Origin of the sequence: Sphaerimonospora sp. CA-214678, from assembly GCF_050942215.1 — a bacterium.
Lineage (GTDB): Bacteria > Actinomycetota > Actinomycetes > Streptosporangiales > Streptosporangiaceae > Sphaerimonospora.
Genome location: NZ_CP192056.1, coordinates 5,546,734 through 5,573,400, shown reverse-complemented (window position 1 = coordinate 5,573,400; position 26,667 = coordinate 5,546,734). Strand labels below are relative to the sequence as shown.

Below are 26,667 nucleotides of genomic sequence, written 5' to 3'. Positions count from 1 at the left end.
CCGGACACCCGGGGCGGGAGCCCCTGCGGGGAACGCCCGTCGGGGGCGTCTGCCCGGAGCGGCTACCAGGGACGGCGGCGCAACCCGGACCAACCCGGCCGGCCGGGGGCGTCCGGCCATCCGGGGATGACGAGGTCGTCCGCCGGGTGTGAGCGCCGTCCGGCGATCGCGATCGCGGCGGCGAGGCAGGCGAGCGGGATCGCGGGCACCAGGTAGCGGTAGTCGAACTCCGCGGTCGCCGCCGGCGCCAGGATCAGCCCGGCGCCGCCGAGGAACGGCAGCAGGGCCGGCCCGCCGAGCTCCCGCCACCGCACGGCCACGCCGTACAGGCCGGCGAGCAGCAGCAGGCCCAGCCCGAGGCCGGGGAACCGCACGATCTTCTGATAGCCGATCATGATGTCGGACCACGGCGAGACCGCGCGGGTGGCGGCCGGGCCGTTCTCGTAGGCCTCGACGTCCCGGTCCGTCGTGCTGCCGTACGAGCTCCACTTCGGGATCGAGCGCGTGTACTCGTTGCTGAACTCGTACAGCTTGAAGGTCTTGGCGTCCGGGAACTGCGGCCGATCCCAGCGGAAGGCCCGGAAGAAGTCCTTGGCCACCGCGGCCAGGTAGTCGCCCGGCTGGGCGAGGATCGCCTTCTTGGCGAACTCGCTGGCGTTGGCGTTGATCTCCGGGGTGAACTTCATGCCGGAGCCGAAGACGTGCAGCTGGTTCTGGTCGTCCCACCACAGGTAGGCCTGGGCCGAGGGCACGCGCTGCTCCGGCGGCGTGTTGATGCACAGCAGCGCCAGCTCGAGCTCCTCGCGCTTGTCCAGGTTCATCCTGTGGCAGTCGGCGAACAGGGACGTGCGCATGTACAGGATGACCCCGTCGCTGTTGGTCATGGCGAACTGCCCGTTGACCGCCTTGAACCAGCTCATGTACGCGACGACGGGCACGGCACACGCGACGACCATGGCGGCGATCGGCCGCCACCCGGCCCGCTTGATGAGCAGGTAGCAGACGACAAGGAACAGGATCGGCAGGCCGATGCTGCGGGTCAGCGCCGTCATGGCGAGCAGCAGCCCGACGGCGGCCCCGACCCGCCACGACATCCTGCGATGCCACAGCACCAGCGTGACGACGCCCACCACGAGCAGGATGAACATCGCGTCGGACATGATGAGCTGCTCGAGCTGGATCTGGTACGCGTCGAACAGCACGGGGGCGGCGGCGAGCGTAGCCCCCCAGGGTGGGACGCCGAATTTCCTGGTCAGCAGTGCGTAGATCAGTACGGCGGTCGCGAGACCCATGAGGTGCTGGGTGAAGACGACCAGGGAGAAACTGTGCAGTGGCTTGAGGACGAGCAGCCAGAAACCGTAACCGTCCGGGCGGATCGGATGCGGCCGGGGCCGCAGCGCCACCGACACGTAATCATAGGAGTCGTTGAACCACATGGCCGGGCCGAAGCCGAGCATCGTGATGACCCGCAGGACCGCTCCCAGCGCGAGCGCGGCCGTGAAGAGCCGATGACGGCGCGGCAGGACGGCCAGCCGCCGCCAGCCCCGGACCGGGGAGGCGCCGACTGCCGGAGGATCAGCGACCGCGACCATGGTTACAGAATGCCAGCCGTTTCGGGGACTTGACCCGGGCGCTACAGGGAAGCGGGCATCATTGGTACCTGGCGTCAATGCAAGGAGTTGCGACGTGGAACTGACCGTTGTCATGCCATGCCTCAATGAGGCCGAAACCGTGGAGACCTGTGTACGCAAGGCCCTCGCCTGCATGCGTGAGCACGGGATCGACGGCGAGGTGGTGATCGCTGACAACGGAAGCACCGACGGCTCCCAGCAGCTCGCCAGGGACGCCGGAGCCCGTGTGGTCCACGTCGACCAGAAGGGGTACGGCAACGCCCTGATGGGCGGCATCCGGGCCGCCCGCGGCAAGTTCGTCATCATGGGCGACGCGGACGACTCCTACGACTTCACCGGCCTGCTGCCGTTCGTCGAGCAACTCCGCGACGGCGCCGACCTGGTGATGGGCAACCGCTTCAGGGGCGGGATCGCGCCGGGCGCCATGCCGCCGCTCCACCGCTACCTGGGCAACCCGGTCCTGTCGTTCGTCGGCCGGCTGTTCTTCCCGAGCGAGATCGGAGACTTCCACTGCGGCCTGCGCGGGTTCCGCCGCGACTCGATCATGCGGCTCGGCCTGCAGACGGGCGGCATGGAGTTCGCCTCGGAGATGGTCGTCAAGGCCACGCTCCAGGGGCTGGACGTCCGTGAGGTGCCCACGACCCTCTCGCCCGACGGCCGTTCGCGTCCGCCGCACCTGCGCTCCTGGCGGGACGGCTGGCGCCATCTGCGTTTCCTGCTGCTCTACAGTCCCCGCTGGCTGTTCTTCATCCCCGGCCTCGTGCTCATGACCTTCGGCCTGGTCGCGGGCGCCGCGCTGACCTTCGGCCCGGTCTACATCGGCAAGCTCGCCTTCGACGTCGACACGCTGGTCGGGGCGTCGGCCATGGTGGTGATCGGTTTCCAGGCCGTGCTGTTCGCACTGTTCACGAAGGTGTACGCGGCGGAGGAGGGCTTCCTCCCCGAGGATCGCAGGGTCCGGCGGCTCGTGGACATCATCACGCTGGAGAAGGGCCTGATCGCCGGCGGGCTGCTCGCGGTGGCCGGTCTCGGCGGCCTGGTCGCCTCGCTGGCGCACTGGGGCGGACGCGGATTCGGCGAGCTGATCCCGGCCGAGTCGCTGCGCCTGGTGGTGCCGTCGGCGACCGCGTTCATCATGAGCTTCCAGACGATCTTCGCGGCGCTGTTCATCAGCATCCTGGGCATCCGCCGCTCGAAGGAGACCCCGGTCGACATCGCGGCGTCCGCTGCCGAGGAGGCGGCGGAGGCCGTCAGCCACGAGCAGCCCGCCGTCGGCGCGTAATCGCCGAGCAAGCCCGATAGCGGATGGCACGGGCCGCCGGGCCGATAGGATTTCGGCATGGCGGCTACAGGATCGACTACAGCAGGGGAGTCGGCGTTCTACGTCACGACGCCGATCTACTATGTCAACGACGCTCCCCACCTGGGCCACGCCTACACGACCGTCGCAGGGGACGTGCTCACGCGCTGGCACCGCCAGCGCGGTGAGAAGGTGTGGTACCTCACCGGCACGGACGAGCACGGTCAGAAGATCATGCGTACGGCCGAGGCGAACGGCGTCACACCGCAGCAGTGGTGCGACAAGCTCGTTGAGGAGGCATGGAAGCCGCTCTGGTCGCATCTGTCCATCGCCAACGACGACTTCATCCGTACGACCGAGCCGCGCCACACCAAGCGCGTGCAGGAGTTCGTGCAGGACCTCTACGACAAGGGCGAGATCTATCGCGGCGGTTACGAGGGGCCGTACTGCGTCGGCTGTGAGGAGTACAAGTCGCCCGGCGATCTGCTGGAGGGCGACCTGTGCCCCGTCCACAAGCGGCAGGTCGAGTGGCTGAAGGAGGAGAACTACTTCTTCCGCCTGTCCGACTACGGCCCGCGCCTGCTGGAGTTCTACGAGAGCAACCCCGACTTCATCCAGCCCGCGTCCGCGCGCAACGAGGTCCTCCAGTTCGTACGGCAGGGCCTGCAGGACCTGTCGATCTCGAGGTCGACCTTCGACTGGGGCATCCCGATCCCATGGGACCCCAAGCACGTCATCTACGTCTGGATCGACGCGCTGCTCAACTACGCGACCGCCGTGGGGTACGGCTCCGACCAGATCAAGTTCGACGCGACCTGGCCGGCGAACGTGCACCTGGTCGGCAAGGACATCCTGCGGTTCCACGCCGTCATCTGGCCGGCCATGCTCATGGCCAACGGCCTGCCGCTGCCCGGCAGGGTCTTCGCCAACGGCTGGCTGATGGTCGGTGGCGAGAAGATGAGCAAGTCCAACCTGACGGGCATCTCGCCGCGGCAGCTCACCGACCACTTCGGCGTCGACGCCTACCGCTACTACTTCCTGCGGGCGATCCCGTTCGGCCAGGACGGCTCGTTCTCCTGGGAGGACTTCTCGGCCCGGTACACCTCCGAGCTCGCGAACGACTTCGGCAACCTGGCATCCCGGGTGGCCGCCATGGTGGGCAAGTACTTCGACGGCGTCCTGCCGGAGGCGGGCAACAGCGGCACTGCGCCGGAGGCGGTGGCGTCGGGGCCGGCCGAGCAGGCGATCGCTGACGGGCTGGCCGAGGCGACCGCCCGAGCGGACACGCTGATCGGCGACAACCTGGACTTCGCGGGCGGCATCGCCGCGATCTTCGACTTCGTCAAGCAGGTCAACGGCTATCTGACCGAGCAGGCGCCGTGGAAGGTCGCCAAGGACGAGTCGCCGGAGGGCCGGGCCCGCCTGGCGACGATCCTCTACACGGCGGCGGAGTCGCTGCGCGCGATCGCGGTCCTGCTCAACCCGGTCATGCCCGCCACCTGCGCGAAGCTGTGGGCCTCGCTCGGGGCCGAGCCCCATCTCGGGCCACTCGCCGACCAGCGCGTCGCCGACGTCGCCCGGTGGGGCAGGCTGCCGGCCGGTGCCCACGTCACCAAGGGCGAGATCCTCTTCCCCCGCCTCAACGACCCCAAATCGTGACCTCGGTCGATGAGCTGATCAGCTGAAGCAGGCACGCCCGATCCGCAATATCGACGAGCTCAAAGCTGAGACGTTCGAAAACGCCCAGGAACTGGTGGAGTTCCTGGGCTTCACCTACACCGAGCGTCGTATCGATATCGCCTGATTATCCGCTATGCCCAACTTTTCGCGGAGTTGGCTGATCTGCCGGGTCATCACCTATCGCGGCCGGACAGGGATAAGCAGGGGTTCGGCATCACCGACCGGCAGGCGCTACTGAGATCTGCGTATCACCTGCTGAGTGGGTCGATTGTCATGATCCGGGATGAGATTCGGCCAAGATTCGGCCCGTCAGCGGCAGATCTGACGAGATTCACTTCCTAAGGAAGAACATAAAGTCAAGGCTTGAGTAGTCAAAACTTTTGTCATAGAGTTCAAGTGATCTTGTCATGATCCACGGGTGGGCCCGTTTGGCCACGTATTCCCACCCGTGGAGCACCAATCGATGCAGAAGGAGTCTACCCCTCCATGTCCACCAAACGATGGACCGCGATAGTTGTCGCGGCGGCCTCCGCGTTAGCGCTACTGCTGACCGACGTGTCTTCGGCTTCAGCTGCCCACACGACCTCGGTTCAAGCACAAGTTGCCAGGTCGTCGGTCGTGCCGAAAACTGTCGTACTCGACGCCACGAACTCCGAGGACATCACCCGTACCAAGAGCGGAAGCCAGAGCCTTGAGGAGTTCTCACAGAGGATTCGGGCTAGGGGGATCACCGCGCCTAGATCAACTCAAGCCATGGCATCGCAGTATAAGGTCATTGCGGTGGATGTCGCAAAGGCCCTCCCGGACCCTCGATGCAAGCGGAAGTCCGAGACCCTGATTCTCCCCAACACCACCACCGAGGTTCGATATATCGGCGGACCCAGAAACGAGCAGGACGGCACAGATCCGTGCCTGGTCACGGTTGAGTGGGACGATCAGGATCCTGACCCTCATGCACAAGATGATCCGCAGCTCGGATCCGAAGGGGCCGTAGCTATTCAGCAGGAGCCGTATGTCGCACAGTATCATGAATACTGCGCGAAAAGGAAGGATGAAGACGGGTTCTGGCAGGAGCCCTGCTACAAGCGCTTCGTGCTGAAGTACGACGGAAACTCGACCTGGAATTACTACAGTCTTGAGGCCTGGAATACATGCCAGGCTACCTGGGGCGAGTTGATTTCGTGCGGACGTGGCCAAGAGGCACGCTACGACTCCCCAACCTTATACTCGGTGGATTACAGCCCGCAGAATTCAAGCATCGGAAACTGTCGTCCGATAAGCTATGAGGTCACCTTGTATGGGGTGTTCTCGGTGGGTGGTTCTTATAACCATTGCGAAGAACAGCGCGTCTACGACTACCCTGAGCCTGGCAAGATGAGCACCTACTGGAAGGGGCAGACGAAGTACTTGCGCACCACCAGGCATCAGGTTTCGGTGAAGGTCGCACAGAATGATGGCCGGCCCCAGTGGACCCAATGGTTCAACGGAGATACATGCAACTATATAGATGGAGGATTCTGTATCTAATCACTTAAAAGTGAATATAAGGGCTGGGCGTGTGCCTGGCTCTTATATTCGCGTTCCCTCACGGTTAGGAGTTCCTCATGTATTCGGCCGCGCGCCTAATTATCGTCGCTGTCATCATTTCTTGCGCGGCGGGCTGTACAACCGCGTCGCACGAAGCTGACTCCCCAGTAGCCGATTTCACGCAAGATATGGCGAAATCAATGTTCGAAAAAGTCGTGACTGGAGTAGCGGAGAATGGGGTCGCTGATTTCTGTTCCAGGCATGTGCGCAGCACCGGGACGTGTACATCTCTTCTCAATGATGCTCTCAGACGGTGCCTGCTGCCCGGCGACAGGCCCCAAGTAAAACGAGTGGCACACATCCCCCCGCAAAGTAAGTCTGAAGGCGGGTGGATGCTGGAAGTTCACGGCCGAACGATGGATGGTCAGCAGTATGTTTCGGAGTTCTTCGCAGTCCGACCTGAGAATGAGTCGCCTCAGGCGGCCTACGGTATCTACTGGACAGGCCTTGACATTGAGGGGTCTCCGTTTGGACCGAACAACACGAAAGTCCCGCAGAACGCTTGCCCAGGTAGGTGATCTTTTCTGGCCTCGTTCAGTCGGCAAGGCCGCGTGAAAGGTTGTGTCAATGGAAAAAGCCCCCGGCGGAACCGGGGGCTCTCAGATTTTGATGGGTCAGCAGTTGACCAGCTCGGGGCTCTGGTTGAGGACCTGGGCCTCCGGGGTGACGAACTCGGCGTACGCCTTCTCCGCCGACGGGTCGAAGACGGCGACCCGGTGGCAGTTCTGGAAGGCCAGGCGGACGCCGAAGTGATCCTCCAGCGCCTTGCGGATGGACGTGCTGGCGAGTGCCCGGAAGAGCTGCCCGTAGGCCGTCTCGTCCGGCGGGGCGACCTGGTTGTCGACGAACTCGGCCCCGGTCGCCTCGCGGCGTCGGGCCAGATCGCTGACGAGAGACCAGGCGAAGGGCAGGGAGTCGCGGATGCAAGCGAGGAAGGCGGTGTTGTCGATCTTTCCCCGTTGAGCTTGCTCCAGCAGATCAGGGGGTACGGTCAGTGACATGTCACCTCCATTGGGATGTCACCGACGCTAGGTGGCCCTGACCGCAGCGTCTATCACCTAGTGGTAATGGTTGTCATTCCGCTGAGGACACTGGAGGGTGACCTTCGACCGCGGCGTGGAGAACGGGCGGGACGCCGGGCGGTAGGTTTGGGGACATGTCGCATGAGCTTCCCCCGACGCCGGAGGCACTGCCCGCCGAGGTTTTCGACAGCCACTGCCACCTCGACATCATGGTCGGCAGGCGGAAGGTCACCTCAGGCGATCCGATCGCCCAGGCGGCCCAGGCGGCGGCCGCCACGGTCGAGACGATCCTCGACGAGGCGAGAAGCGTCGGCGTCACCCGGCTGGTGAGCGTCGGCTACGACCTGCCGTCGTCCCGATGGAACGCGGACACGGCCGCGGCGCACGCGGACGTCTACGCGGCCGTGGCGATCCACCCCAACACGGCGCACGCCGCCATCCCCGAGACGTTGGCCGAGATCGAGGAGCTGGCGCGGCGGCCGTACGTGCGGGCGGTGGGGGAGACCGGGCTCGACTACTTCCGCGACAGCGCGGCCAAGGAGGACCAGCACGCGAGCTTCCGGGCGCACATCGAGATCGCCAAGCGGACCGGCAAGGCCCTCGTCATCCACGACCGGGACGCCCACGACGACGTGTTGAAGGTGCTCGCCGACCAGGGCGCCCCCGACATCGTGATCTTTCACAGCTTCTCCGGGGACGCCGACCTGGCCGAGCAGTGTGCCGCTGCGGGCTATTACATGTCGTTCTCCGGTCCGGTGACGTACAAGAACGCCGGTTATCTCCGCGAGGCGGCGCGCGTCGCGCCCCAGGAGCTCATGCTCGTCGAGACGGACGCGCCCTATCTGCCTCCCGTGCCGCACCGGGGCAAGCCCAACGCGCCCTACCTCATCCCGCTGACGCTCCGCTGCCTGGCCGAGGTCAAGGGCGTGGACGTCGCCGACCTCGCCGCCGCGATCATGGCGAACGGCGAGGCCGCCTTCGGCGCCTGGTGACATCCCGCGCCCCCGTCCGGGACGTGCGGGCGGGAGTGGCACGACATCGCCTTCCGATGCCCGACACTGGAGGCATGAGTCTGCTCGGGCCGGTCGAAGTGCGCGCGTTGGCGGAGAAGCTGAACATCCGGCCGACCAAGAAGCTGGGGCAGAACTTCGTGATCGACGGCGGCACGGTCCGCCGCATCGTCCGGGTGGCCGGGGTGACCCCCGAGGACGTGGCCATCGAGATCGGGCCGGGGCTCGGCTCGCTCACGCTGGCCCTGCTGCCCGAGGTGGCGAAGGTCGTCGCGGTCGAGATCGACCCCGTGCTCGCCGGGCAGCTCCCGTTCACCGTGGCGACGATGGCCCCGGAGCTCGCCGACCGGCTGACGGTCGTGCACGCCGACGCGCTCCGGATCGGGCCCGCCGATCTCCACGCCGACCCGACCGTGCTGGTGGCCAACCTGCCGTACAACGTGTCGGTGCCCGTCGTGCTGCACCTGCTCGAGGCGCTGCCGTCGCTGCGCCGGGGGCTGGTGATGGTCCAGGCCGAGGTCGCCGACCGCCTCGCCGCCCGCCCGGGCTCCAAGATCTATGGCGTGCCGTCGGTGAAGGCGGCCTGGTACGCGGACGTGCGGCGTGCGGGTCCGGTCGGGCGCAACGTGTTCTGGCCCGCTCCGAACGTCGACTCCGGCCTGGTCTCGTTCGTACGGCGGGATCCGCCGAAGACGTCGGCGCCCCGCGAGGAGGTGTTCGAGGTCGTCGACGCGGCGTTCGCCCAGCGCCGCAAGACGCTGCGCGCCGCCCTCGCCTCCTGGGCCGGTACGGCGGCGGCCGCCGAGGCGGCCCTCGTAGCGGCGGAGGTGGACCCGTCCGCGCGGGGCGAGCAGCTCGGCGTCGAGGACTTCGCCAGAATCGCCGAGCATCGCTTGACCTCCTGTCCTCCCTCTGCGTGAGGACGGACTTCCCGGAGGATCTCTTGGCCCGGCGTAGGCGCAGGTCGCGTTAGGCTCGTGGATCGTGTCCATACCGAAGCCCGCAGTGAACCGGCGAGCCGGTGACCGTCCGGCGACCGTGAGCATGTCGGCGGTGAACGGCTGATGCACGTCACGGTGCGCGTCCCAGCGAAGGTCAACCTTCAGCTCGCCGTCGGCCCTCTCCGTGAGGACGGATACCACGACCTGGTGAACGTCTTCCATGCGGTCTCCTTGTACGACGAGGTGACCGCTGCCGAGCCCGGCGATCCCGGCGACTCCGGCGGTCCGATCAGGGTCATGGTCCGCGGCGAGGGAGCAGCCGAGATCCCCACGGACGACGGCAACCTCGCCGTACGGGCGGCCCAGGCGCTGGCGAGGTCGGCCGGCCGTTCCTATCGTGCGGATCTGGTGATCGACAAGGCCATCCCGGTGGCCGGCGGCATGGCGGGCGGCAGCGCCGACGCGGCCGGCGCGCTGGTCGCGTGCAACGAGCTGTGGGGCCTCGGCCTGCCTGCCGAGGATCTCATGGAGATCGCCGCGGACATCGGCAGCGACGTGCCGTTCGCGCTGCTGGGCGGCACCGCCGTGGGCACCGGTCGAGGTGAGCGGCTGACGCCGTTGGAGACCACCGGGGTGTTTCACTGGGTGTTCGCGCTGGCCGACGGCGGTCTGTCCACTCCGGAGGTGTACGGCGAATGCGACCGGCTGCGGGCGGCGGCCGGGCACGGGACGCCTCAGCCCGTGGCGAGTGAGCCGCTGCTGGCCGCGCTGCGGGAGGGAGACGCCGAGGGACTCGGGCGGGTGCTACGCAACGATCTGCAGCCCGCCGCGCTCTCGCTGCGCCCCTCGCTGGCGCGTACCCTCCGGGCGGGCCGTGAGCTGGGCTCCCTCGGCGCGATCGTCTCGGGCTCCGGCCCGACCTGCGCGTTCCTCGCCGGGTCACAGGCGCACGCGACCGACCTGGCCGCCGCGCTCACGAAGGAGACGGGAATCTGCCGGTCCGCCGTCACCGCCTTCGGCCCCGTCCTGCCGTCCGAGGCCGTTCTTCACCGGACTACGGCCGAGTCGTCCACCCGCGGCCGGCCGTGTGACGCCGATGAGAGGTAGGCCCCGACTCGGCCGCCGACCGGGTCGGCCGGCGTTATGAGGGTTCCGCCGGCGCCTCCACGAAGCGCGGTATCGGCATGACGCGTTGTCGGCTCAGGCGGCCGTGAGACGGAGCAGGACGGCTCCGCCGATGATCGCGGCGGCCTGGGGCAGAGCACGGTCACCCGGCTGGTGGGCCGTCTGAACGCGGTCGGCTATGCCTACAAGGACCTGTGTCCCGCGGACAAACGCGGCATCTACGCGGTCATCACCGGAGCAGGTCGTGAGTGTTACACCGCCGCACGCGTCAGCTACGCCGAGGTCCTCGGCTCCGCCCTGAACACGGCCGGCGCCGATCCGCTGCTCGCGCGGGTCGTCCAGGCACTGCGCAGCTCTGTGTGAGGTGTTCGGCCGGATAGGCTTTGCAGGCGATGAATCTGGTCAATCTCGAATCCGTGTCCCATGCCTTCGGGCCCAAGCCGCTGCTGTCCGACGTCTCCCTCGGCATCGAGCAGGGCGACCGCATCGGCGTGGTCGGCCGCAACGGCGGCGGCAAGACAACGCTCATCTCGATCATCGGCGGCGACCTGCCGCCCGACAGCGGCCGGGTCACCCACACGCGCGGCCTGCGCGTCGGCATGCTGTCGCAGCGGGACGACTTCGAGCCGGCGGCGGCCGTACGCGATCTGGTCCTCGACGGCAGGGCTGAGCACGAGTGGGCCGGGGACCCCGCGATCAGGGAGATCCTCGCCAACCTGCTCGCCGACATCGATCTGTCGGCGCGGGCCGGCGATCTGTCCGGCGGGGAGCGGCGCCGTACGGCTCTGGCCCGGCTGCTCATCGGCGAGCACGACCTGATCATTCTCGACGAGCCGACGAACCACCTGGACATCGAGGCCATCGCCTGGCTCGCCGGGCACCTCGCCCAGCGGAGGTCCGCGCTGCTGGCGGTCACCCACGACCGGTGGTTCCTCGACGCGGTGTCCACCCGTACATGGGAGGTCGTGGACGGATCGGTCGAGCGTTACGAGGGCGGATACGCCGCCTATGTGCTGGCGAAGGCGGAGCGGACGCGAATCGCGCAGGTCGCGGAGGAACGCCGGCAGAACCTCATGCGCAAGGAGGTCGCCTGGCTGCGGCGCGGCCCGCCCGCCCGTACGTCCAAGCCCAAGTTCCGCATCAACGCGGCCGAGGCGCTCATCGCGGACGTTCCGCCGCCTCGGGAGACCGTGGAACTGCTGCGGTTCGCCTCGGCCCGGCTCGGCAAGACGGTCGCCGACCTCGAGGACGTGACGCTGCACGCCGGAGGCCCCGGATCAGGCCCGCTGGTCCTCGACCGCTGCACGTTCCAGTTCGGCCCGGGCGACCGGATCGGCCTGATCGGGGTGAACGGCTCGGGCAAGTCGTCGGTGCTGCGCCTGCTGTCCGACACGGTCGAGCCGGACTCCGGCCGGGTCGTGCGCGGCAAGACCGTACGGCTGGCCCACCTGTCGCAGGAGCTCGGCGAGCTCGACCCGTCGCGGCGGGTGCTGGAGACGGTCGAGGAGATCCGCAAGTACGTCCAGGTCGGGAAGAAGGAATGGTCGGCCTCCCAGCTCCTGGAACGCCTCGGCTTCCGCGGCGAGGCCCAGTGGAAGGTCGTCGGCGACCTGTCCGGTGGTGAGCGCCGCCGCCTGCAGCTGCTCAGGCTGATCATGGACGAGCCGAACGTGCTGCTGCTCGACGAGCCGACCAACGACCTCGACATCGAGACGCTCACCGAGCTGGAAGACCTGCTCGACGGCTGGCCCGGCACGCTGGTGGTCGTCAGCCACGACCGCTACTTCCTGGAGCGGGTCGCCGACCGATGCGTGGCCCTGCTGGGCGACGGCAGGCTCTCGATGCTGCCCGGCGGCGTCGACGAATATCTGGAGCGCCGCGCCGCCGGGACCGCCCTGTCCGCCCGTGCGGCGGCCGGTACGGCTTCCGCCGCGACGGCGGCCCCGACCGGCTCTCCCGGGTCCTCGGACTCCTCCGGCTCCTCTGGCGGGCTGTCCGCCAAGGAACTGCGGGAGCTGCAGAAGGAGCTCGGCCGCCTGGAGCGGCAGCTCGACAGGCTGAGTGAAGAGGAAACGAGCCTGCACGCCGAAATGGCCAGGGCCGCGACCGATTTCGAGCGCCTGGCGAAGCTCGACGCCGAGCTGCGCGACATCGGCACCCGCAAGGAGGCCGTCGAGGCCGAGTGGATGACCCTCGCCGAGCGCCTCGACTCCGTCTGACGACTTCCACGCCGTCCCGCCGCCCCCGTCTTGTGATCTTGTGAATTCGCGTGCCCCGGGCGGCCGGCCGGCGATGACCCCTGCCGCGATCTTGCAGTTGGCGGCCAACTGCAAGATCGCGTTTTGCGTTTTGCGTTTTGCGTTTTGCGTTTGCGCGGAGGCGCGGAGGCGCGGAGGCGCGGAGGCGCGGAGGCGCGGAGGCGCGGAGGCGCGGAGGCGCGGAGGCGCGGAGGCGCGGAGGCGCGGAGGCGACTTCGGACGTGATCACAAGGGTTTTTGGTTTCATCCAAAAATGTGGCCTTCGTCACACTTTGGTCGGGGGGTCGATGGGAGAAAACCGGGTTTTCCCGATGCCCGAAACCCCGCATGATCAGCGGAAACGAAGAAAAACGACCTGGTCGGACGGGTGGTGTCCGGCAGCGGGATGCGTCGGAGGCGGGATTTTGGTGCCTGGCCTTTCTCAATTTTTCGGCTAGCTTGCTGGGTGTTCCTTTACTGACGCATGGGGCGCAGGGGCGCCCCACGCCAGACCAAGGAGATCGTTTTGAAGCGCACTCTCGCATTCGGTGGCGTCGTGGCCACCGCCGGCCTGCTGGCCGCCGGCCTCGCGGCCACTCCGGCTCAGGCCGCCGACAAACCCGCCGCGGTCAACCTGGCCAACACCAACCTCGCCGCGCAGCAGGTGGCGGCGTTCTGGTACGGCGAGGCCAAGGCCAACCTGATCCAGGCCACGCCGTACGCCGTGGAGACCACCGTTCCGGCCAAGCACGTGTCGGGTGGCGGTCCTGCCGCGGACACCAAGCCCGGTGTGGTTCCGGCGATCGGCGACGAGAAGAAGACCGCGTCGAAGTCGAAGAACGTCAACCTGCCCAAGACCTCGGGCAAGGTGTTCTTCATCGGCGCGGACAACAAGCCGCACTGGTGCTCGGCCACCTCGGTGCAGTCGCAGTACCGCAACCTGGTCGCCACGGCCGGGCACTGCGTGTACGACACCGAGTCCAACAAGGCCACCCTCGACAAGTGGGTCTTCATCCCCGGTTACTACCAGGGCAAGACCCCGTGGGGCATCTACGTGGGTAAGCAGGCCTTCACCCACTACGACTTCGACGTCTACGAGGACGGCGACCGCAACTACGCGTTCGTCACCGTCTACAACGGCGTGCTGCCCACCACCGAGCGTCCCACCTCGGGCAAGGACTACGGGTACAAGTCGGGGCTCTTCCGGACCGAGCGCGAGGCCAAGATCCACCTGGCCAAGCTCAAGGCCGACAAGAGCACCGTCTGGTCCGCGCTGAAGATCGTGAAGGTCGAGGACAAGGGCGGCAGGCACGGCCACAACCGTGGCAAGAACAGGTACGAGTACAAGAACGTGCCGGCCAAGGTCCAGGAGGTCCAGAGCCGGAACCGGCATGCGGACCTGACGTCCGGTGACGTCCAGCTGCGTAACGGCTACAAGGCCGGCGAGATCACCGAGATCAGCGCACGGGAGTACGGTTACGGCAACCGGAACAAGGACTCCTACGTCAGCCAGGACGGCCTGACCCTCTTCTTCAAGAAGACCGTCGAGGAGAAGGTCAAGGGCAAGTTCGGCAAGGAGACCACCAAGCAGGTCACCAAGTACTACAAGCGGACCTTCACCAAGACGGAGAAGGTGAAGGCGACGCCGCCTCCGGCCAAGAAGACGTACAAGTACCAGGTCGTCGGCGCCAAGCTGACGATCGGGCTGAAGGACGTCGGTCGCCTGGGCGACAACGTGGGCGGTCAGGGCCTGGCCTACAACCAGAAGGTCGGCTCCAACGTCTTCGTGTTCGGTTACCCGAGCGGGTCGCACCCGGACGGCAACTACGCCTTCTCCGGCAAGACCCTCAAGTGGGCGTACGGCAAGACCTTCGCGGCTACCGCGCCGGCCATCAAGGGCGAGGAGCTGCTCGGGGTCAAGTCGTCCTTCACCGGTGAGGGCTCGATCGGTTCGTCCTGGCTGCTCAAGTACCAGAGCGCCAAGCGGATCGGTTACCTGAACGGTGTGACCATCGCGGTGGCCGACCGCGACGGCAACAAGCGGATCGACACCAGCCTCTCGCCGTACTTCGACGGTGAGACCTACGGTGTCTACCAGGCCGCGGCCAAGAGCTGGTCCGGCAAGATCGTCTAATCCCTTCCCGGATGACGACTGAAGGGGCCCGGCTTACCGCCGGGCCCCTTCGTGTTTCTTGAGACGGCAGACCGAGCCCGGTGCGATCACACCCTCGCTGGGAGCCGCCTGAAGGCCCGCTGCGGGCCGTTCGACGGGGCCGGGACGTTTACGGGCCCCGCGAAGCGCCGCTCGCGGGATCTGCCGCCGGATGGAGGGCGCGGAGGCGGTATGTCTCAGACGTGATCACGAGCCCTTTCGGTTTCCTTCATCCGGTGTGACCTTCGTCACACTTCTGTCTCGCCCGTTTGAGTGCGGGCGCGGGGCGCGAACCGACTGCAACCCGTCATGTCCAGGGCAAACGTGCTGACAACGAGGGTGTGAGGGGGCGGGTGCCGGGTTCTCCGCGACGGAAGACGGGACTCACCCGCCTACCTTTTCGCGATTTTCCCGTATACCTTGCTGACCGTTCCTTTACTGACGCATGGGGCGCAGATGGTGCCTCACGACAGACCAAGGAGAATCCCTTGAAGCGCACTCTCGCATTCGGCGGCATCGTCGCCAGCGCCGGCATGCTTGCCGCCGGCCTCGCTGCCACCCCCGCTCAGGCCGCCGGTGACGTCTCCAGCGACACCCTGGCCAACACCAACCTCGCCGCCCAGCAGGTCGCCATGTTCTGGTACGGCCAGAACAAGGCCAACCTGCTCAACGCCAAGCCGTACGCGGTGGAGACCAAGGTCTCCGCCAAGCACGTGTCGGGCGGCGGCCCGTCGGCCGACACCAAGCCGGGTGTGGTTCCGGCGATCGGCGACGAGAAGAAGACCGCGAGCAAGTCGAAGAACGTCAACCTGCCCAAGACCACGGGCAAGGTGTTCTTCATCGGCGCCGACGGCAACCCGCACTGGTGCACCGCGACCTCGGTGCAGTCTTCGTACCGCAACCTGGTCGCCACGGCCGGGCACTGCGTGTACGACACCGAGTCCAACAAGGCCACGATGGACAAGTGGGTCTTCATCCCCGGTTACTACCAGGGCAAGACCCCGTGGGGCATCTACGTGGGTAAGACCGCGTACACGCACTACGACTTCGACGTCTACGAGGACGGCGACCGCGACTACGCGTTCGTCACGGTGTACAACGGCGTGCTGCCCGACGGCGCCTGGGGCAGCAAGGACTGGAAGTCCAGGTCCTACAAGTCCGAGCGCAGCGCCAAGTACTGGCTGAAGAAGCTCCAGAACGACAAGAAGACCGGCTACTCCGACCTGCAGATCGTGGCCAACCCGGACATGAAGCAGAAGGTGAAGCTCGGCACGCGGGGCTCCGTCAAGGTCGAGTCGGCCAGCGTGGCCGACCTCGCGGTCGACCCGGCCACCGTCAACTCGGCGCGGACCACCCTGGAGAACCAGGCCAAGAAGGGTACCTCCACGTACAGCGATGGGACGTGGGGCGTCACCGTCAAGAAGGTCTGGCGTGGTCACGAGGGCTGGAACAGCAACGACGCGTCCAAGCAGACGGTCTACACCTTCAAGAAGGACGGCCGGACCTACCAGGCGACCTTCTGGGGCGCCTTCAAGGTCAAGGACTACGTCATCACCGGCAAGATCCTCCGGATCGGCCTGAAGGACGTCGGCCGCCTGGGCGACAACGTGGGCGGTCAGGGCCTGGCCTACAACCAGAAGCTGGGCAAGGCGCACTTCGTGTTCGGTTACCCGAGCGGGTCGCACCCGGACGGCAACCACGCCTACTCCGGCAAGACCCTCAAGTGGAGCTACGGCAAGACCTTCGCGGCTACCGCGCCGGCCATCAAGGGCGAGGAGTTGCAGGGCATCAAGTCGTCCTTCACCGGTGAGGGCTCGCTGGGCTCCGCCTGGCTGCTCAACTACAAGAGCGCCAAGCGGATCGGTTACCTGAACGGTGTGACCATCGCGGTGGCCGACCGGGACGGCAACAAGCGGATCGACACCAGCCTCTCGCCGTACTTCGACGGTGAGACCTACGGCGTCTACGCCTCCGCGGCCAAGAACTGGTCCGGAAAGATCGTCTGATCCCTTCCCGGCGGACGACAGAGAAAGGGCTCGGCAGCCAGTCGGGCCCTTTCCCGTGTCCGGGGCCGGTTCGATGCCCTATATATCGTGAGCGTGTTCATTGTGAAATGGGCGGATCGGTTGTGATCCGCCCATTCATTGTGTGGAGCCGTCTGCCAAGACAGCGGAATGCTCTACGAGTCCCGGATGAGCGCCGTCGAGCGGCCCTCGGCGTACGGAGGAATTCCAGTGAATCGGTGGGTGGGAACGGGAAAGGGCCCGGCCGGAGGGGCAGCCGGGCCCTTGGAACTCCGCCTACCCGGAGACCTTCTCATCGCCGCCCGGAGCGGTGACCAGGTGAGCCGGACCGGGCGGACGGATGGGCGGGATCACCGCCGGCCTCGCCGGGAGGCGAAGACTCAGACGATCTTGCCGGACCAGACCTTGGCGGCGGCCTTGTAGACGCCGTAGGTCTCACCGTCGAAGTACGGCGAGAGGCTGGTGTCGATCCGCTTGTTGCCGTCCCGGTCGGCCACCGCGATCGTCACGCCGTTCAGGTAGCCCAGACGGCGGCTGTTCTTGTAGCTGAGCAGCCAGGCCGAGCCCAGCGAGCCCTCACCGGTGAAGGACGACTTGATGCCCTGCAGCTCCTGAGCCTTGATGGCGGGGGCCTGCGCGGCGAAGGTCTTGCCGTAGCTCCACTTGAGGGTCTTGCCGGAGTAGGCGTGGTTGCCGTCCGGGTGCGACCCGCTCGGGTAACCGAACACGAAGACCTTCTTACCGATCTTCTGGTTGTAGGCCATGCCCTGACCACCGACGTTGTCGCCCAGGCGGCCGACGTCCTTCAGGCCGACCTTGAGGACCCTCCCGGTGATCTTGTAGTCGAGGTCGTAGTTGATCCAGTAGGTGCGGGTGACGTACTTGTCACCCTCCTTCTTCCAGAAGAAGGTCTTGCCGTCGGCCGACTCGTGGCCCTGCCTCCAGCCGGCGGGCTTGGTGTCGCTCTTCTCGGTGGTGACACCGGTGCCCTGCTTGAACGGCCCGTTCGCTGGGGTGCCCTCGGGGTTCAGCTTCTTCCATTCGGCCCGCTTGACGTAGACCTTCTTCGAATCTCTGGTGCCCTCCTTGACGACGTGGCGGGTGTCGACCACCGACCGGATGCGGAGGCGGCTGTAGCCGGTGCTCTTGTCGGCCCGGAGCTTGCGCAGTGCCCGAGTGGCCTGCCAGTGGGTCTCGTAGGTCTTGGACCGGTACCCCCTGCTGCCTCCGGTCGAGGTGGGCAGGACGCCGTTGTAGACGGTGACGAACGCGTAGTCGCGGTCGCCGTCCTCGTAGACGTCGTAGTCGTAGTGGGTGAAGGCCTGCTTGCCGACGTAGATGCCCCACGGGGTCTTGCCCTGGTAGTAGCCGGGGACGAAGACCCACTTGTCCATCGTGGCCTTGTTCGACTTGGTGTCGTACACGCAATGGCCTGCGGTGGCGACGAGGTTGCGGTAGTGCGACTGCAGCGAGGTGGCGGTGCACCAGTGCGGCTTCCTGTCGGCGCCGATGAAGAACACCTTGCCCGTGGTGCGGGGCAGGTTCACGTTCTTCGACCGGCTACCCGAGGTCTTCTTGTCTGCGCTCGACGGCACGATCCCGGGCTTGCTGTCGGGAGCGGGTCCGCCCTTGGAGACGTGCCTGGCCGGGACGGTGGTCTCCACGTTGTACGGCTTGGCGTTGCGCAGGTTGGCCTTGTTCTGGCCGAACCAGAAGGCCGCGACCTGCTGCGCGGCGAAGTTGGAGCCGGCCAGGGTGTCCTTGGAGACGTCGCCGCCGGCGTTCGCGGGGGTCGCGGCAACGACGGCGGAGGCCAGCATTCCGGTGACCGCGATGCTACCGAGAGTGAGGGTGTGCTTCAAGGGTGTGCTCTCCTTGCTCTGTCGTGGGGTCGTTCCAAGCCCCAAACGTCAGTAAAGGAACTCCCTTGGCAAGCTATAAGAGGAATCTGTGAACAAGCCGGGTCAACCATGTCGTCCGACACCGGGCGGGACGTCCTCTTCGCTGATCGCCTCCGGGGGGCGATCGAGTTTTTCCTGTTGAGGGGCGGAATGGCGAAAGCGCTGATCACGGTGCGTGGGTGATCGTACGCAGAGAAAGTGTGATGTAAATCACATGCTTCGAAGGAAACCAAACGGCCATGTGATCACGTCTCATGTGGCCTGAAGCGGCAGCCGGGCATCCTCGAAGGGACGCTCTCAGACGGCGCCGTCTCGGCCGTACGGCCCGGTCCGTTCCGTGTGGGGGAGATTTCGGGGAGAACGGGAAAGGGCCCGGCTGGGGACAGCCAGGCCCTTTCTGGGGTCGTCAGGAGGCGGTGCCTCAGACGATCTTGCCGGACCAGTTCTTGGCCGCGGCCTGGTAGACACCGTAGGTCTCACCGTCGAAGTACGGCGAGAGGCTGGTGTCGATCCGCTTGTTGCCGTCCCGGTCGGCCACCGCGATGGTCACACCGTTCAGGTAGCCGACGCGGCGGGCGCTCTGGTACTTGAGCAGCCAGGACGAGCCGATCGAGCCCTCACCGGTGAAGGACGACTTGACCCCGACCAGCTCCTCGCCCTTGAGGGCGGGGGCCTGCGCGGCGAAGGTCTTGCCGTAGCTCCACTTGAGGGTCTTGCCGGAGTAGGCGTGGTTGCCGTCCGGGTGCGACCCGCTCGGGTAACCGAACACGAAGACGTTGGAGCCGACCTTCTGGTTGTAGGCCAGGCCCTGACCGCCCACGTTGGCACCCAGCGCGCCGACGTCCTTCAGGCCGATCGTCAGCTTCCAGCCGGTGACCTTGTAGCGGATGACCTTCTTGGTGTTCTGCACGTACGCGCGCTTGGTGAAGGAGCGCTTGTAGTACTTGAACTTGTGGTCAGCCTTGGTCTTGTAGAAGAGGGTCAGGCCGTCCTCGCTGACGTACGAGTCCTTCTTGAAGTTCCCGTAGCCGTAGTCCTTCGCGGAGATCTCGGTGGGAGCGCCGGCCTTGTAGCCGTTCCGCAGGTTGCCCGCGGGAACGGTCGTCAGGTCGGTGCCCCTGTTGGTCCGCTGGACCTCGCTGACCTCGACCTGCTTGTCGGTCCAGCTGCCGCCCCTGGTCTTCTCCTCGACCTCTTCCTTCACCACGCGGAGGCTGGAGTAGGCGGTGCTCTTGTCGGCCTTCAGCGCCGCCAGGTGCTTGTTGGCCGCCCACTTGGACTTGAAGTACTCGGAGTCGTACTTGCCGTCCTTCCTGCTGGGCTTCTGGTCAGCGGTGGGCAGAACGCCGTTGTAGACCGTGACGAACGCGTAGTTGCGGTCGCCGTCCTCGTAGACGTCGAAGTCGTAGTGCGTGTACGCGGTCTTACCCACGTAGATGCCCCACGGGGTCTTGCCCTGGTAGTAACCGGGGATGAAGACCCACTTGTCGAGGGTGGCCTTGTTGGACTCGGTGTCGTACACGCAGTGCCCGGCCGTGGCGACCAGGTTCTTGTACTGCGACTGCACCGAGGTCGCGGTGCACCAGTGCGGCTTGTTGTCGGCGCCGATGAAGAACACCTTGCCCGTGGTCTTGGGCAGGTTGACGTTCTTCGACTTCGACGCGGCCTTCTTCTCGTCGCCGGTCGCCGGAACCACACCGGGCTTGGTGTCGGCGGACGGGCCACCGCTGGAGACGTGCTTGGCCGGAACGGTGGTCTCCACCGTGTACGGCGTGGCCTGGATCAGGTTGGCCTTGGCCTCGCCGTACCAGAACATCGCCACCTGCTGGGCGGCGAGGTTGGTGTTGGCGAGGTTGACCTCGGCAGGCTTGTCGGCGGCCTGAGCCGGAGCGGCCAGACCGGCGGCCAGCATGCCGGCGGAGGCGACGATGCCGCCGAAAGCGAGCGTGCGCTTCATGGGGGTTCTCCCTGGTCTGTCGTGAGGCGTCACTTGCGCCCCATCCGTCAGTAAGGAACGAGAAGAACGTTATACGAGGAATGACGAGATGGTCTGGTAAGAATGCGATGCCAGATTCACCGAAAAGTATTTCGGTTGCTCCCCGCTCATCTAGAAAGACTTGTGCTCGCAACGTTTTCGCTGATCATCGCCTGCGTCCCGGCATCTAGATCACGGGGAGTGATGGATCGATCCATCAGTCTGTGTGACGCGAATCACACAGGTTCGAGGAAACGGATGTCCCCATCAACTACGTCTGAACTTGCCGGCATCGCTCGGCCGGGACACGGGAAAGGGCCCGGCTGGGGAGAGCCGGGCCCTTTCTGGGGTCGTCAGGAGGCGGTGCCTCAGACGATCTTGCCGGACCAGAGGGCGGCCGCGGCCTTGTAGACGCCGTAGGTCTCACCGTCGAAGTACGGCGAGAGGCTGGTGTCGATGCGCTTGTTGCCGTCGCGGTCGGCCACCGCGATGGTCACACCGTTCAGGTAACCGATCCGCTTGGCGCTCTTGTAGTTGAGCAGCCAGGCGGAGCCCAGCGAGCCCTCACCGGTGAAGGACGACTTGACTCCGACCAGTTCCTCGGCCTTGATGGCGGGGACCTGCGCGGCGAAGGTCTTGCCGTAGCTCCACTTGAGGGTCTTGCCGTTGAACGCGTTGTTGCCGTCCGGGTGCGCGCCGCTCGGGTAGCCGAACACGAAGACGTTGGAGCCGACCTTCTGGTTGTAGGCCAGGCCCTGACCGCCCACGTTGTCGCCCAGACGGCCCACGTCCTTCAGGCCCACCCACAGGACCCTGCCGTGGAGCACGTAGTCCACGTCGTACTCGATCCAGTAGGTGTGCTTGTAGTACTTCTTGTGGTTTTTCGACCCCTCGGTGTAGAAGTACGCCTTGCCGTCGGCCGAGACGCCGTTGCCGTCCGCCTTCGCGGCGGCCTTGGCGGCCTCCCATGCCTGCTTGGCGTTGTCGCCCTTGAACTCCTGGTGGTTCACACCCGTGTGCGGGGCGTAGGCCGCCGGGTAGCCCTTGCTCGCGTTGTTGCCGACGGCCTTGAAAGCGGCGCGGGTGACGTCGGTCTTCTGGACCTCGGAGCCGGCCGGGTCGGGGCCGATCTTCTTGGTGTCGACAACGCGTTCGATCCAGAGACGGGAAGCCCCGTTCTCCTTGTTCGCCTCGATGTCGGCCTTCGCCTTCTCGGCGAGTGCCTTGGTCTCGAAGGTCAGCGGGTCCTTGGAGACGGCCGCTCCGGTGGGCAGGACGCCGTTGTAGACGGTGACGAACGCGTAGTTGCGGTCGCCGTCCTCGTAGACGTCGTAGTCGTAGTGGGTGAAGGCCTGCTTGCCGACGTAGATGCCCCACGGGGTCTTGCCCTGGTAGTAGCCCGGGATGAAGACCCACTTGTCGAGGGTGGCCTTGTTGGACTCGGTGTCGTACACGCAGTGCCCGGCCGTGGCGACCAGGTTGCGGTACTGCGACTGCACCGAGGTGGCCGAGCACCAGTGCGGTTTCTTGTCGGCGCCGATGAAGAACACCTTGCCCGAGGTCTTGGGCAGGTTGACGTTCTTCGACTTGCTCGCGGTCTTCTTCTCGTCGCCGATCGCCGGCACCACACCGGGCTTGGTGTCGGCGGACGGGCCACCGCTGGAGACGTGCTTGGCGGCGACCTTGGTCTCCACCGCGTACGGCTTGGCGTTGATCAGGTTGGCCTTGTTCTCGCCGTACCAGAACTTGGCGACCTGCTGGGCGGCATAGTTGGTGTTGGCCAGAACATCCTTGGCGACCTCGTCGGCGGCCTGGGCGGGCGTGGCCAGACCGGCGGCCAGCAGGCCGGTGGCGGCGACGATGCCACCGAAGGTAATGGTGCGCTTCACGGGGGTCTCCCTGGTCTGTCGTGAGGCGTCACTTGCGCCCCATCCGTCAGTAAGGAACGAGAAGCACGTTATATGAGGATGACGGGGAAATCAGGTAAGGGCGGAGTGTCGGCTTACCGACGAATATCCGGTCTCTCCTCTCTCGTTTGAAAAAAGCGGCGATTCGTGCCGTTTCTGCAGGTCATCGTCCGCAGCCTGTCGACTGGATCACGGAGCGTGGTGGATCGATCCATCAGTCTGTGTGACGCGAATCACACAGGTTCGAGGAAACGGGTGTGCTCCTGAACCACGTCTGATCTCGCCGGCATCGCTCGGCCGGGACACGGGAAAGGGCCCGGCCGGGACGGCCGGGCCCTTTCTGGGTTCGTCAGGAGGCGGTGCCTCAGACGATCTTGCCGGACCAGAGGGCGGCCGCGGCCTTGTAGACGCCGTAGGTCTCACCGTCGAAGTACGGCGAGATGCTGGTGTCGATGCGGTGGTTCTTGTCGGTGTCGGCGATGCCGATCGTCACACCGTTCAGGTAACCGACACGCTTGGCGCTCTTGTACTGGAGCAGCCAGGACGAGCCGATCGAGCCCTCACCGGTGAAGGACGACTTGACTCCGACCAGTTCCTCGCCCTTGATGGCGGGGACCTGCGCGGCGAAGGTCTTGCCGTACGACCACTTGAGCGTGTGGCCGGTGTAGGCGTAGTTGCCGTCCGGGTGCGACCCGCTCGGGTAGCCGAACACGAAGACGTTCGCACCGATCTTCTGGTTGTAGGCCAGGCCCTGACCACCCACGTTGTCGCCGAGACGACCGGCGTCCTTCAGGACGACCGTCACGCGCGGCTTGGGCTTGCTGTGACCGTGGTGCTTGGACTTCGCCCAGAAGGTCCGCTTGTAGTACTTGTAGCGGTCCTTGCCCTTGTCCTGGCCCTGGTCCCCGTGGAACTGGGACGAGACCGCCGACCTCGTCGGGGTCGGGGTGGGAGTCGGGGTCGGAGTCGGTGAGGAGAGCGCGGTCGGAGTCGCGTCCCTCTTCTTCCAGTCGTGCCCGCCGGGTCCGTCGTGCCTGCCCGGTCCGTCGTGCCTGCCCGGTCCGTCGTGCCTGCCGGGTCCGTCGTGGTCGCGGCCGTCCCTGACCTTCTTCTTGAAGTAGAGGGTCTTGCCGTCGCGGCTCACGTACCAGTCGCGGTTGCCCTGGTAGTGCTTCTCGCTGATCTCCTGGGTGGAGGCGCCCGTGCCGTTCGCCCAGGGGCCGTTGCCGGTCAGATCGCGATTCCCGTTGAGGCGCTGGAACTCGCGAACGCTGACCTGACGGACCTTCGAGTGGTCGTCGTGACGCCCGCGGTCGTTCTTCCACTCGCGGTCGTCGTGACGCTTGTCGTTCTTACCCCGATGGTCGTGGTCCTTGCCACGGTTGCGACCGTCATGCCGGACCACGGTGGGCATGACACCGTTGTAGACCGTCACGAACGCGTAGTCGCGGTCGCCGTCCTCGTAGACGTCGAAGTCGTAGTGGGTGAAGGCCTGCTTACCCACGTAGATGCCCCACGGGGTCTTGCCCTGGTAGTAACCGGGGATGAAGACCCACTTGTCGAGGGTGGCCTTGTTGGACTCGGTGTCGTACACGCAGTGCCCGGCCGTGGCGACCAGGTTGCGGTACTGCGACTGCACCGAGGTGGCCGAGCACCAGTGCGGCCTCTTGTCCGCGCCGATGAAGAACACCTTGCCCGTGGTCTTGGGCAGGTTGACGTTCTTCGACTTGCTCGCGGCCTTCTTCTCGTCGCCGATCGCCGGAACCACACCCGGCTTGGTGTCCGCGGACGGACCGCCCCCCGACACGTGCTTGGCGGAGACCTTGGTCTCCACGCCGTACGGCGTGGCCGCGATCAGCTGTGCCGCGTTCTCCGCGTACCAGAACGTGGCCACCTGGCGAGCGGCCTCGTTGGTGTTGGCGAGGATGACCGACGGTACAGAGTCCCCCGCGGCCTGCGCGGGGGTGGCGGCGAGACCGGCGGCCAGCAGGCCGGCGGTGGCGATGACGCCGCCGAAAGCGAGTGTGTGCTTCAAGGAAGATCTCCCTGGTCTGTCGTGAGGCGTCACTTGCGCCCCATTCGTCAGTAAAGGAATGACTAGAAAGCTAGCCGAGAGATCAGGCGGCGATTACGCATTTTTTGGTCTAATTTTGGGTTGACCGAAACTTACACCTCCGGGTGTGTCTCCGGCGGTCGCGATGGCGTCCCGGCGTCTTTGCTGATCACGCGGCATTACGGCCGACGGCGTTTCACCCAGCGTGAGGGAGCGATCCCATTCCTGTGTGACATAAATCACACAGGGACCATGGCGTGAACGTGTGGCTCGACACGTCCGAGGGGGTCTCCGCGAGGGAACCGGCCGACCGTCAGGGCCTGGCCCGGCGGCGGGACGGGAGCGTCAGGCGCGGCCGGATGACGGATGGGCTCCGCCGTTGTCGGCGGAGGCGTCGAAGGGCACGAGCAGCGTGCGCAGCAGTCCGGCGAGGGCCTGCCGTTCCTCCTGCTCCAGGCCGACCAGGAGCTCGTGTTCCCGGCGCAGCAGGTCGGTGAAGGCGGCGTCGACCTGGGCGAGTCCTGCCTCGGTCAGGCGCACCAGCACGCCGCGCCGATCCTCCGGGTCCGGGTTCCGGGTGACCAGTCCGGCGGCGACCAGACGGTCTATGCGGTTCGTCATCGTCCCGGAGGTGACGAGCGTGGCGCGCAGCAACGCTCCGGGGCTGAGCTCGTACGGCTTCCCCGCGCGGCGCAGCGCCGTCAGCACGTCGAACTCCCATGACTCCATGTCTTGCCCGGCGAAGGCGGCGCGGCGCTCGCGTTCGAGATGCCGGCTCAGCCGGGACACCCGGCTCAGCACCTCGAGTGGGGAGACGTCCAGATCGGGCCGCTCCTGTCGCCAAGCCGCGACCAGCCGGTCAACCTCGTCCTCGGCGGGCCTCGAGAAGGTCATGCACAGAGTCTAGCTGTCTTGATGTCGAGATATCCCAGAAAATATGTGGCGCTTCGAACTTTCCGGGGCGGTGCACGACGAGCGGGGAAGTCCACGCCGTCCGCGGCAGCCGTACGGCACACCGTTCCCCCTCCTGCGGATCTTCGCCGGAGGGCGCCCTCGAACGGCCACCCGGCACCGGTCGAGCGGGGCTGATCGGGCTGAGAAAGTTCATCCGGCTCGGCAGGATCGGACGCGGAAGGGTCCTGATCGGTTCAGAGTGGTCTGACCGGTTTCGGGTGGTTCTTCTCCTGCTCGCGCTTCTCCTGCTCGCGCCGCTGCTCGCGCTCGCGATGCCTGGCCCGCTCACGCTGCTCCCGCTCGCGGAGCTTCTCCTGCTCGCGCAGTGCCTTCTGCTGCTCCTTGAGCTCGCGCTCGCGCTGCTTCTCCCGCTCGCGGCGGAGCTTCTCCTGTTTCTTGAGCTTGCGTTCCCGGGCCTTCTCCAGCTCCTTGAGCTCGCGTTCGCTCGGCCGGGCCGTACGGACCTCCGAAGCCGAGGCGAGCACGAGGCCGCGCGATCCGGGGCTGAGGGCCGGATTCGGATCGAGACCGGTGAGGCCGTGCCACGAGAGGTTGACCAGGTGGGCCGCGACCTCCTCGCGGTGCGGTTCGCGTACGTCGAGCCACCACTGGCCGGTCAGCGCCGTCATTCCGACGAGCATCTGGGCGTACATGGGAGCGAGATCGGGGTCGTAGCCGCGCTCCCTGAACTCGTCGGCCAGCACGTCCTCGACCTGGCTCGCGATATCGCTTATCAGGCTCGCGAAGGTCCCCGTCCCGGAGGCGGCGTGCGAGTCGCGCACCAGGATGCGGAATCCCTCGCTGCTCTCCTCGATGTACTGCAGGAGCGCGAGCGCGGCGCGCTCCAGCTTCACCAGCGCGTGCGACGCCGACAGTGCCTGGGTGACCAGGCTGAGTAACCTCTGCATCTCGCGGTCGATGACCACCGCGTAGATGCCTTCCTTGCCGCCGAAGTGTTCGTAGACGACGGGCTTGGAGACCTTGGCGTTGGCCGCGATCTCCTCGACGGAGGTGCCGTCGAAGCCCTTCTCCGCGAAAAGGGCCCGGCCGATCTGGATCAGCTGCTCGCGTCGCTCCGCGCCGGTCATGCGTTTTCGGGTCCGGGAGGATTCGCTCACGGGTTCCATAATGACGTGTCCTCTCGCGCGGAGCCGGTCGGCGGGCGGCC

General features: G+C 66.3%; 18 protein-coding genes. 10 read left to right on the top strand and 8 right to left on the bottom strand.

Annotated features, from left to right (window positions below; genetic code table 11):
* Positions 1 to 62: 62 nt before the first annotated feature.
* Positions 63 to 1,592 (bottom strand): hypothetical protein, encoded by a 1,530-nt coding sequence (locus ACQP1K_RS24825; RefSeq protein WP_433498102.1) that lies wholly within the window; start codon positions 1,590 to 1,592, stop codon positions 63 to 65.
* 94 nt (positions 1,593 to 1,686) lie between these two features.
* On the opposite strand from ACQP1K_RS24825, the gene ACQP1K_RS24820 reads away from it, so the two are divergent.
* From ACQP1K_RS24820 to ACQP1K_RS24810, 3 genes are all read left to right on the top strand, one after another.
* On the top strand, positions 1,687 to 2,913 hold the full coding sequence (locus ACQP1K_RS24820; RefSeq protein ID WP_433498101.1) for a glycosyltransferase: 1,227 nt from the start codon (positions 1,687 to 1,689) through the stop codon (positions 2,911 to 2,913).
* Positions 2,914 to 2,970: 57 nt separating this feature from the next.
* Complete coding sequence (metG, locus tag ACQP1K_RS24815; RefSeq protein ID WP_433498100.1) at positions 2,971 to 4,590, top strand: methionine--tRNA ligase; 1,620 nt, start codon at positions 2,971 to 2,973, stop codon at positions 4,588 to 4,590.
* Positions 4,591 to 5,097: 507 nt separating this feature from the next.
* Positions 5,098 to 6,138 carry a hypothetical protein gene (locus tag ACQP1K_RS24810; RefSeq protein WP_433498099.1) on the top strand — a complete coding sequence of 347 codons (1,041 nt, stop codon included), beginning with the start codon at positions 5,098 to 5,100 and terminating at the stop codon, positions 6,136 to 6,138.
* 674 nt (positions 6,139 to 6,812) lie between these two features.
* Here the strand turns inward: ACQP1K_RS24810 and ACQP1K_RS24805 are convergent.
* Positions 6,813 to 7,199, bottom strand: a complete 387-nt coding sequence (locus tag ACQP1K_RS24805) for an SCO5389 family protein (RefSeq protein ID WP_433498098.1) — start codon at positions 7,197 to 7,199, stop codon at positions 6,813 to 6,815.
* Positions 7,200 to 7,354: 155 nt separating this feature from the next.
* On the opposite strand from ACQP1K_RS24805, the gene ACQP1K_RS24800 reads away from it, so the two are divergent.
* The 7 genes from ACQP1K_RS24800 (at position 7,355) to ACQP1K_RS24770 (ending at position 16,691) form a co-directional block, all read left to right on the top strand.
* Positions 7,355 to 8,212, top strand: a complete 858-nt coding sequence (locus ACQP1K_RS24800; RefSeq protein WP_433498097.1) for a TatD family hydrolase — start codon at positions 7,355 to 7,357, stop codon at positions 8,210 to 8,212.
* Positions 8,213 to 8,286: 74 nt separating this feature from the next.
* Positions 8,287 to 9,150, top strand: coding sequence for a 16S rRNA (adenine(1518)-N(6)/adenine(1519)-N(6))-dimethyltransferase RsmA (gene rsmA / locus ACQP1K_RS24795; protein ID WP_433498096.1), 864 nt, complete (start codon positions 8,287 to 8,289; stop codon positions 9,148 to 9,150).
* Between the two features lie 144 nt (positions 9,151 to 9,294).
* A complete protein-coding gene (locus tag ACQP1K_RS24790; protein WP_433498095.1) occupies positions 9,295 to 10,278 on the top strand; it encodes a 4-(cytidine 5'-diphospho)-2-C-methyl-D-erythritol kinase in 984 nt (327 codons plus the stop codon).
* A 171-nt stretch (positions 10,279 to 10,449) separates the two neighbouring features.
* Positions 10,450 to 10,659 (top strand): hypothetical protein, encoded by a 210-nt coding sequence (locus ACQP1K_RS24785; protein WP_433498094.1) that lies wholly within the window; start codon positions 10,450 to 10,452, stop codon positions 10,657 to 10,659.
* 29 nt (positions 10,660 to 10,688) lie between these two features.
* Positions 10,689 to 12,515, top strand: coding sequence for an ABC-F family ATP-binding cassette domain-containing protein (locus ACQP1K_RS24780; RefSeq protein ID WP_433498093.1), 1,827 nt, complete (start codon positions 10,689 to 10,691; stop codon positions 12,513 to 12,515).
* Between the two features lie 544 nt (positions 12,516 to 13,059).
* A complete protein-coding gene (locus ACQP1K_RS24775; RefSeq protein ID WP_433498092.1) occupies positions 13,060 to 14,667 on the top strand; it encodes a trypsin-like serine peptidase in 1,608 nt (535 codons plus the stop codon).
* Between the two features lie 506 nt (positions 14,668 to 15,173).
* Entirely contained in the window at positions 15,174 to 16,691 is a 1,518-nt protein-coding gene (locus ACQP1K_RS24770; RefSeq protein WP_433498091.1) for a trypsin-like serine peptidase, read from the top strand.
* Positions 16,692 to 17,089: 398 nt separating this feature from the next.
* Here ACQP1K_RS24770 and ACQP1K_RS24765 read toward each other — a convergent pair whose 3' ends face one another.
* From ACQP1K_RS24765 to ACQP1K_RS24740, 6 genes are all read right to left on the bottom strand, one after another.
* On the bottom strand, positions 17,090 to 18,571 hold the full coding sequence (locus ACQP1K_RS24765; protein ID WP_433498090.1) for a trypsin-like serine peptidase: 1,482 nt from the start codon (positions 18,569 to 18,571) through the stop codon (positions 17,090 to 17,092).
* A 460-nt stretch (positions 18,572 to 19,031) separates the two neighbouring features.
* Positions 19,032 to 20,567, bottom strand: coding sequence for a trypsin-like serine peptidase (locus ACQP1K_RS24760; protein ID WP_433498089.1), 1,536 nt, complete (start codon positions 20,565 to 20,567; stop codon positions 19,032 to 19,034).
* Between the two features lie 386 nt (positions 20,568 to 20,953).
* Complete coding sequence (locus tag ACQP1K_RS24755) at positions 20,954 to 22,474, bottom strand: trypsin-like serine peptidase (RefSeq protein WP_433498088.1); 1,521 nt, start codon at positions 22,472 to 22,474, stop codon at positions 20,954 to 20,956.
* Between the two features lie 382 nt (positions 22,475 to 22,856).
* Positions 22,857 to 24,527 (bottom strand): trypsin-like serine peptidase, encoded by a 1,671-nt coding sequence (locus ACQP1K_RS24750; protein ID WP_433498087.1) that lies wholly within the window; start codon positions 24,525 to 24,527, stop codon positions 22,857 to 22,859.
* Positions 24,528 to 24,890: 363 nt separating this feature from the next.
* Complete coding sequence (locus tag ACQP1K_RS24745; RefSeq protein WP_433498086.1) at positions 24,891 to 25,439, bottom strand: MarR family winged helix-turn-helix transcriptional regulator; 549 nt, start codon at positions 25,437 to 25,439, stop codon at positions 24,891 to 24,893.
* Positions 25,440 to 25,693: 254 nt separating this feature from the next.
* Positions 25,694 to 26,626 (bottom strand): TetR family transcriptional regulator, encoded by a 933-nt coding sequence (locus ACQP1K_RS24740; RefSeq protein WP_433498085.1) that lies wholly within the window; start codon positions 26,624 to 26,626, stop codon positions 25,694 to 25,696.
* Positions 26,627 to 26,667 lie beyond the last annotated feature (41 nt).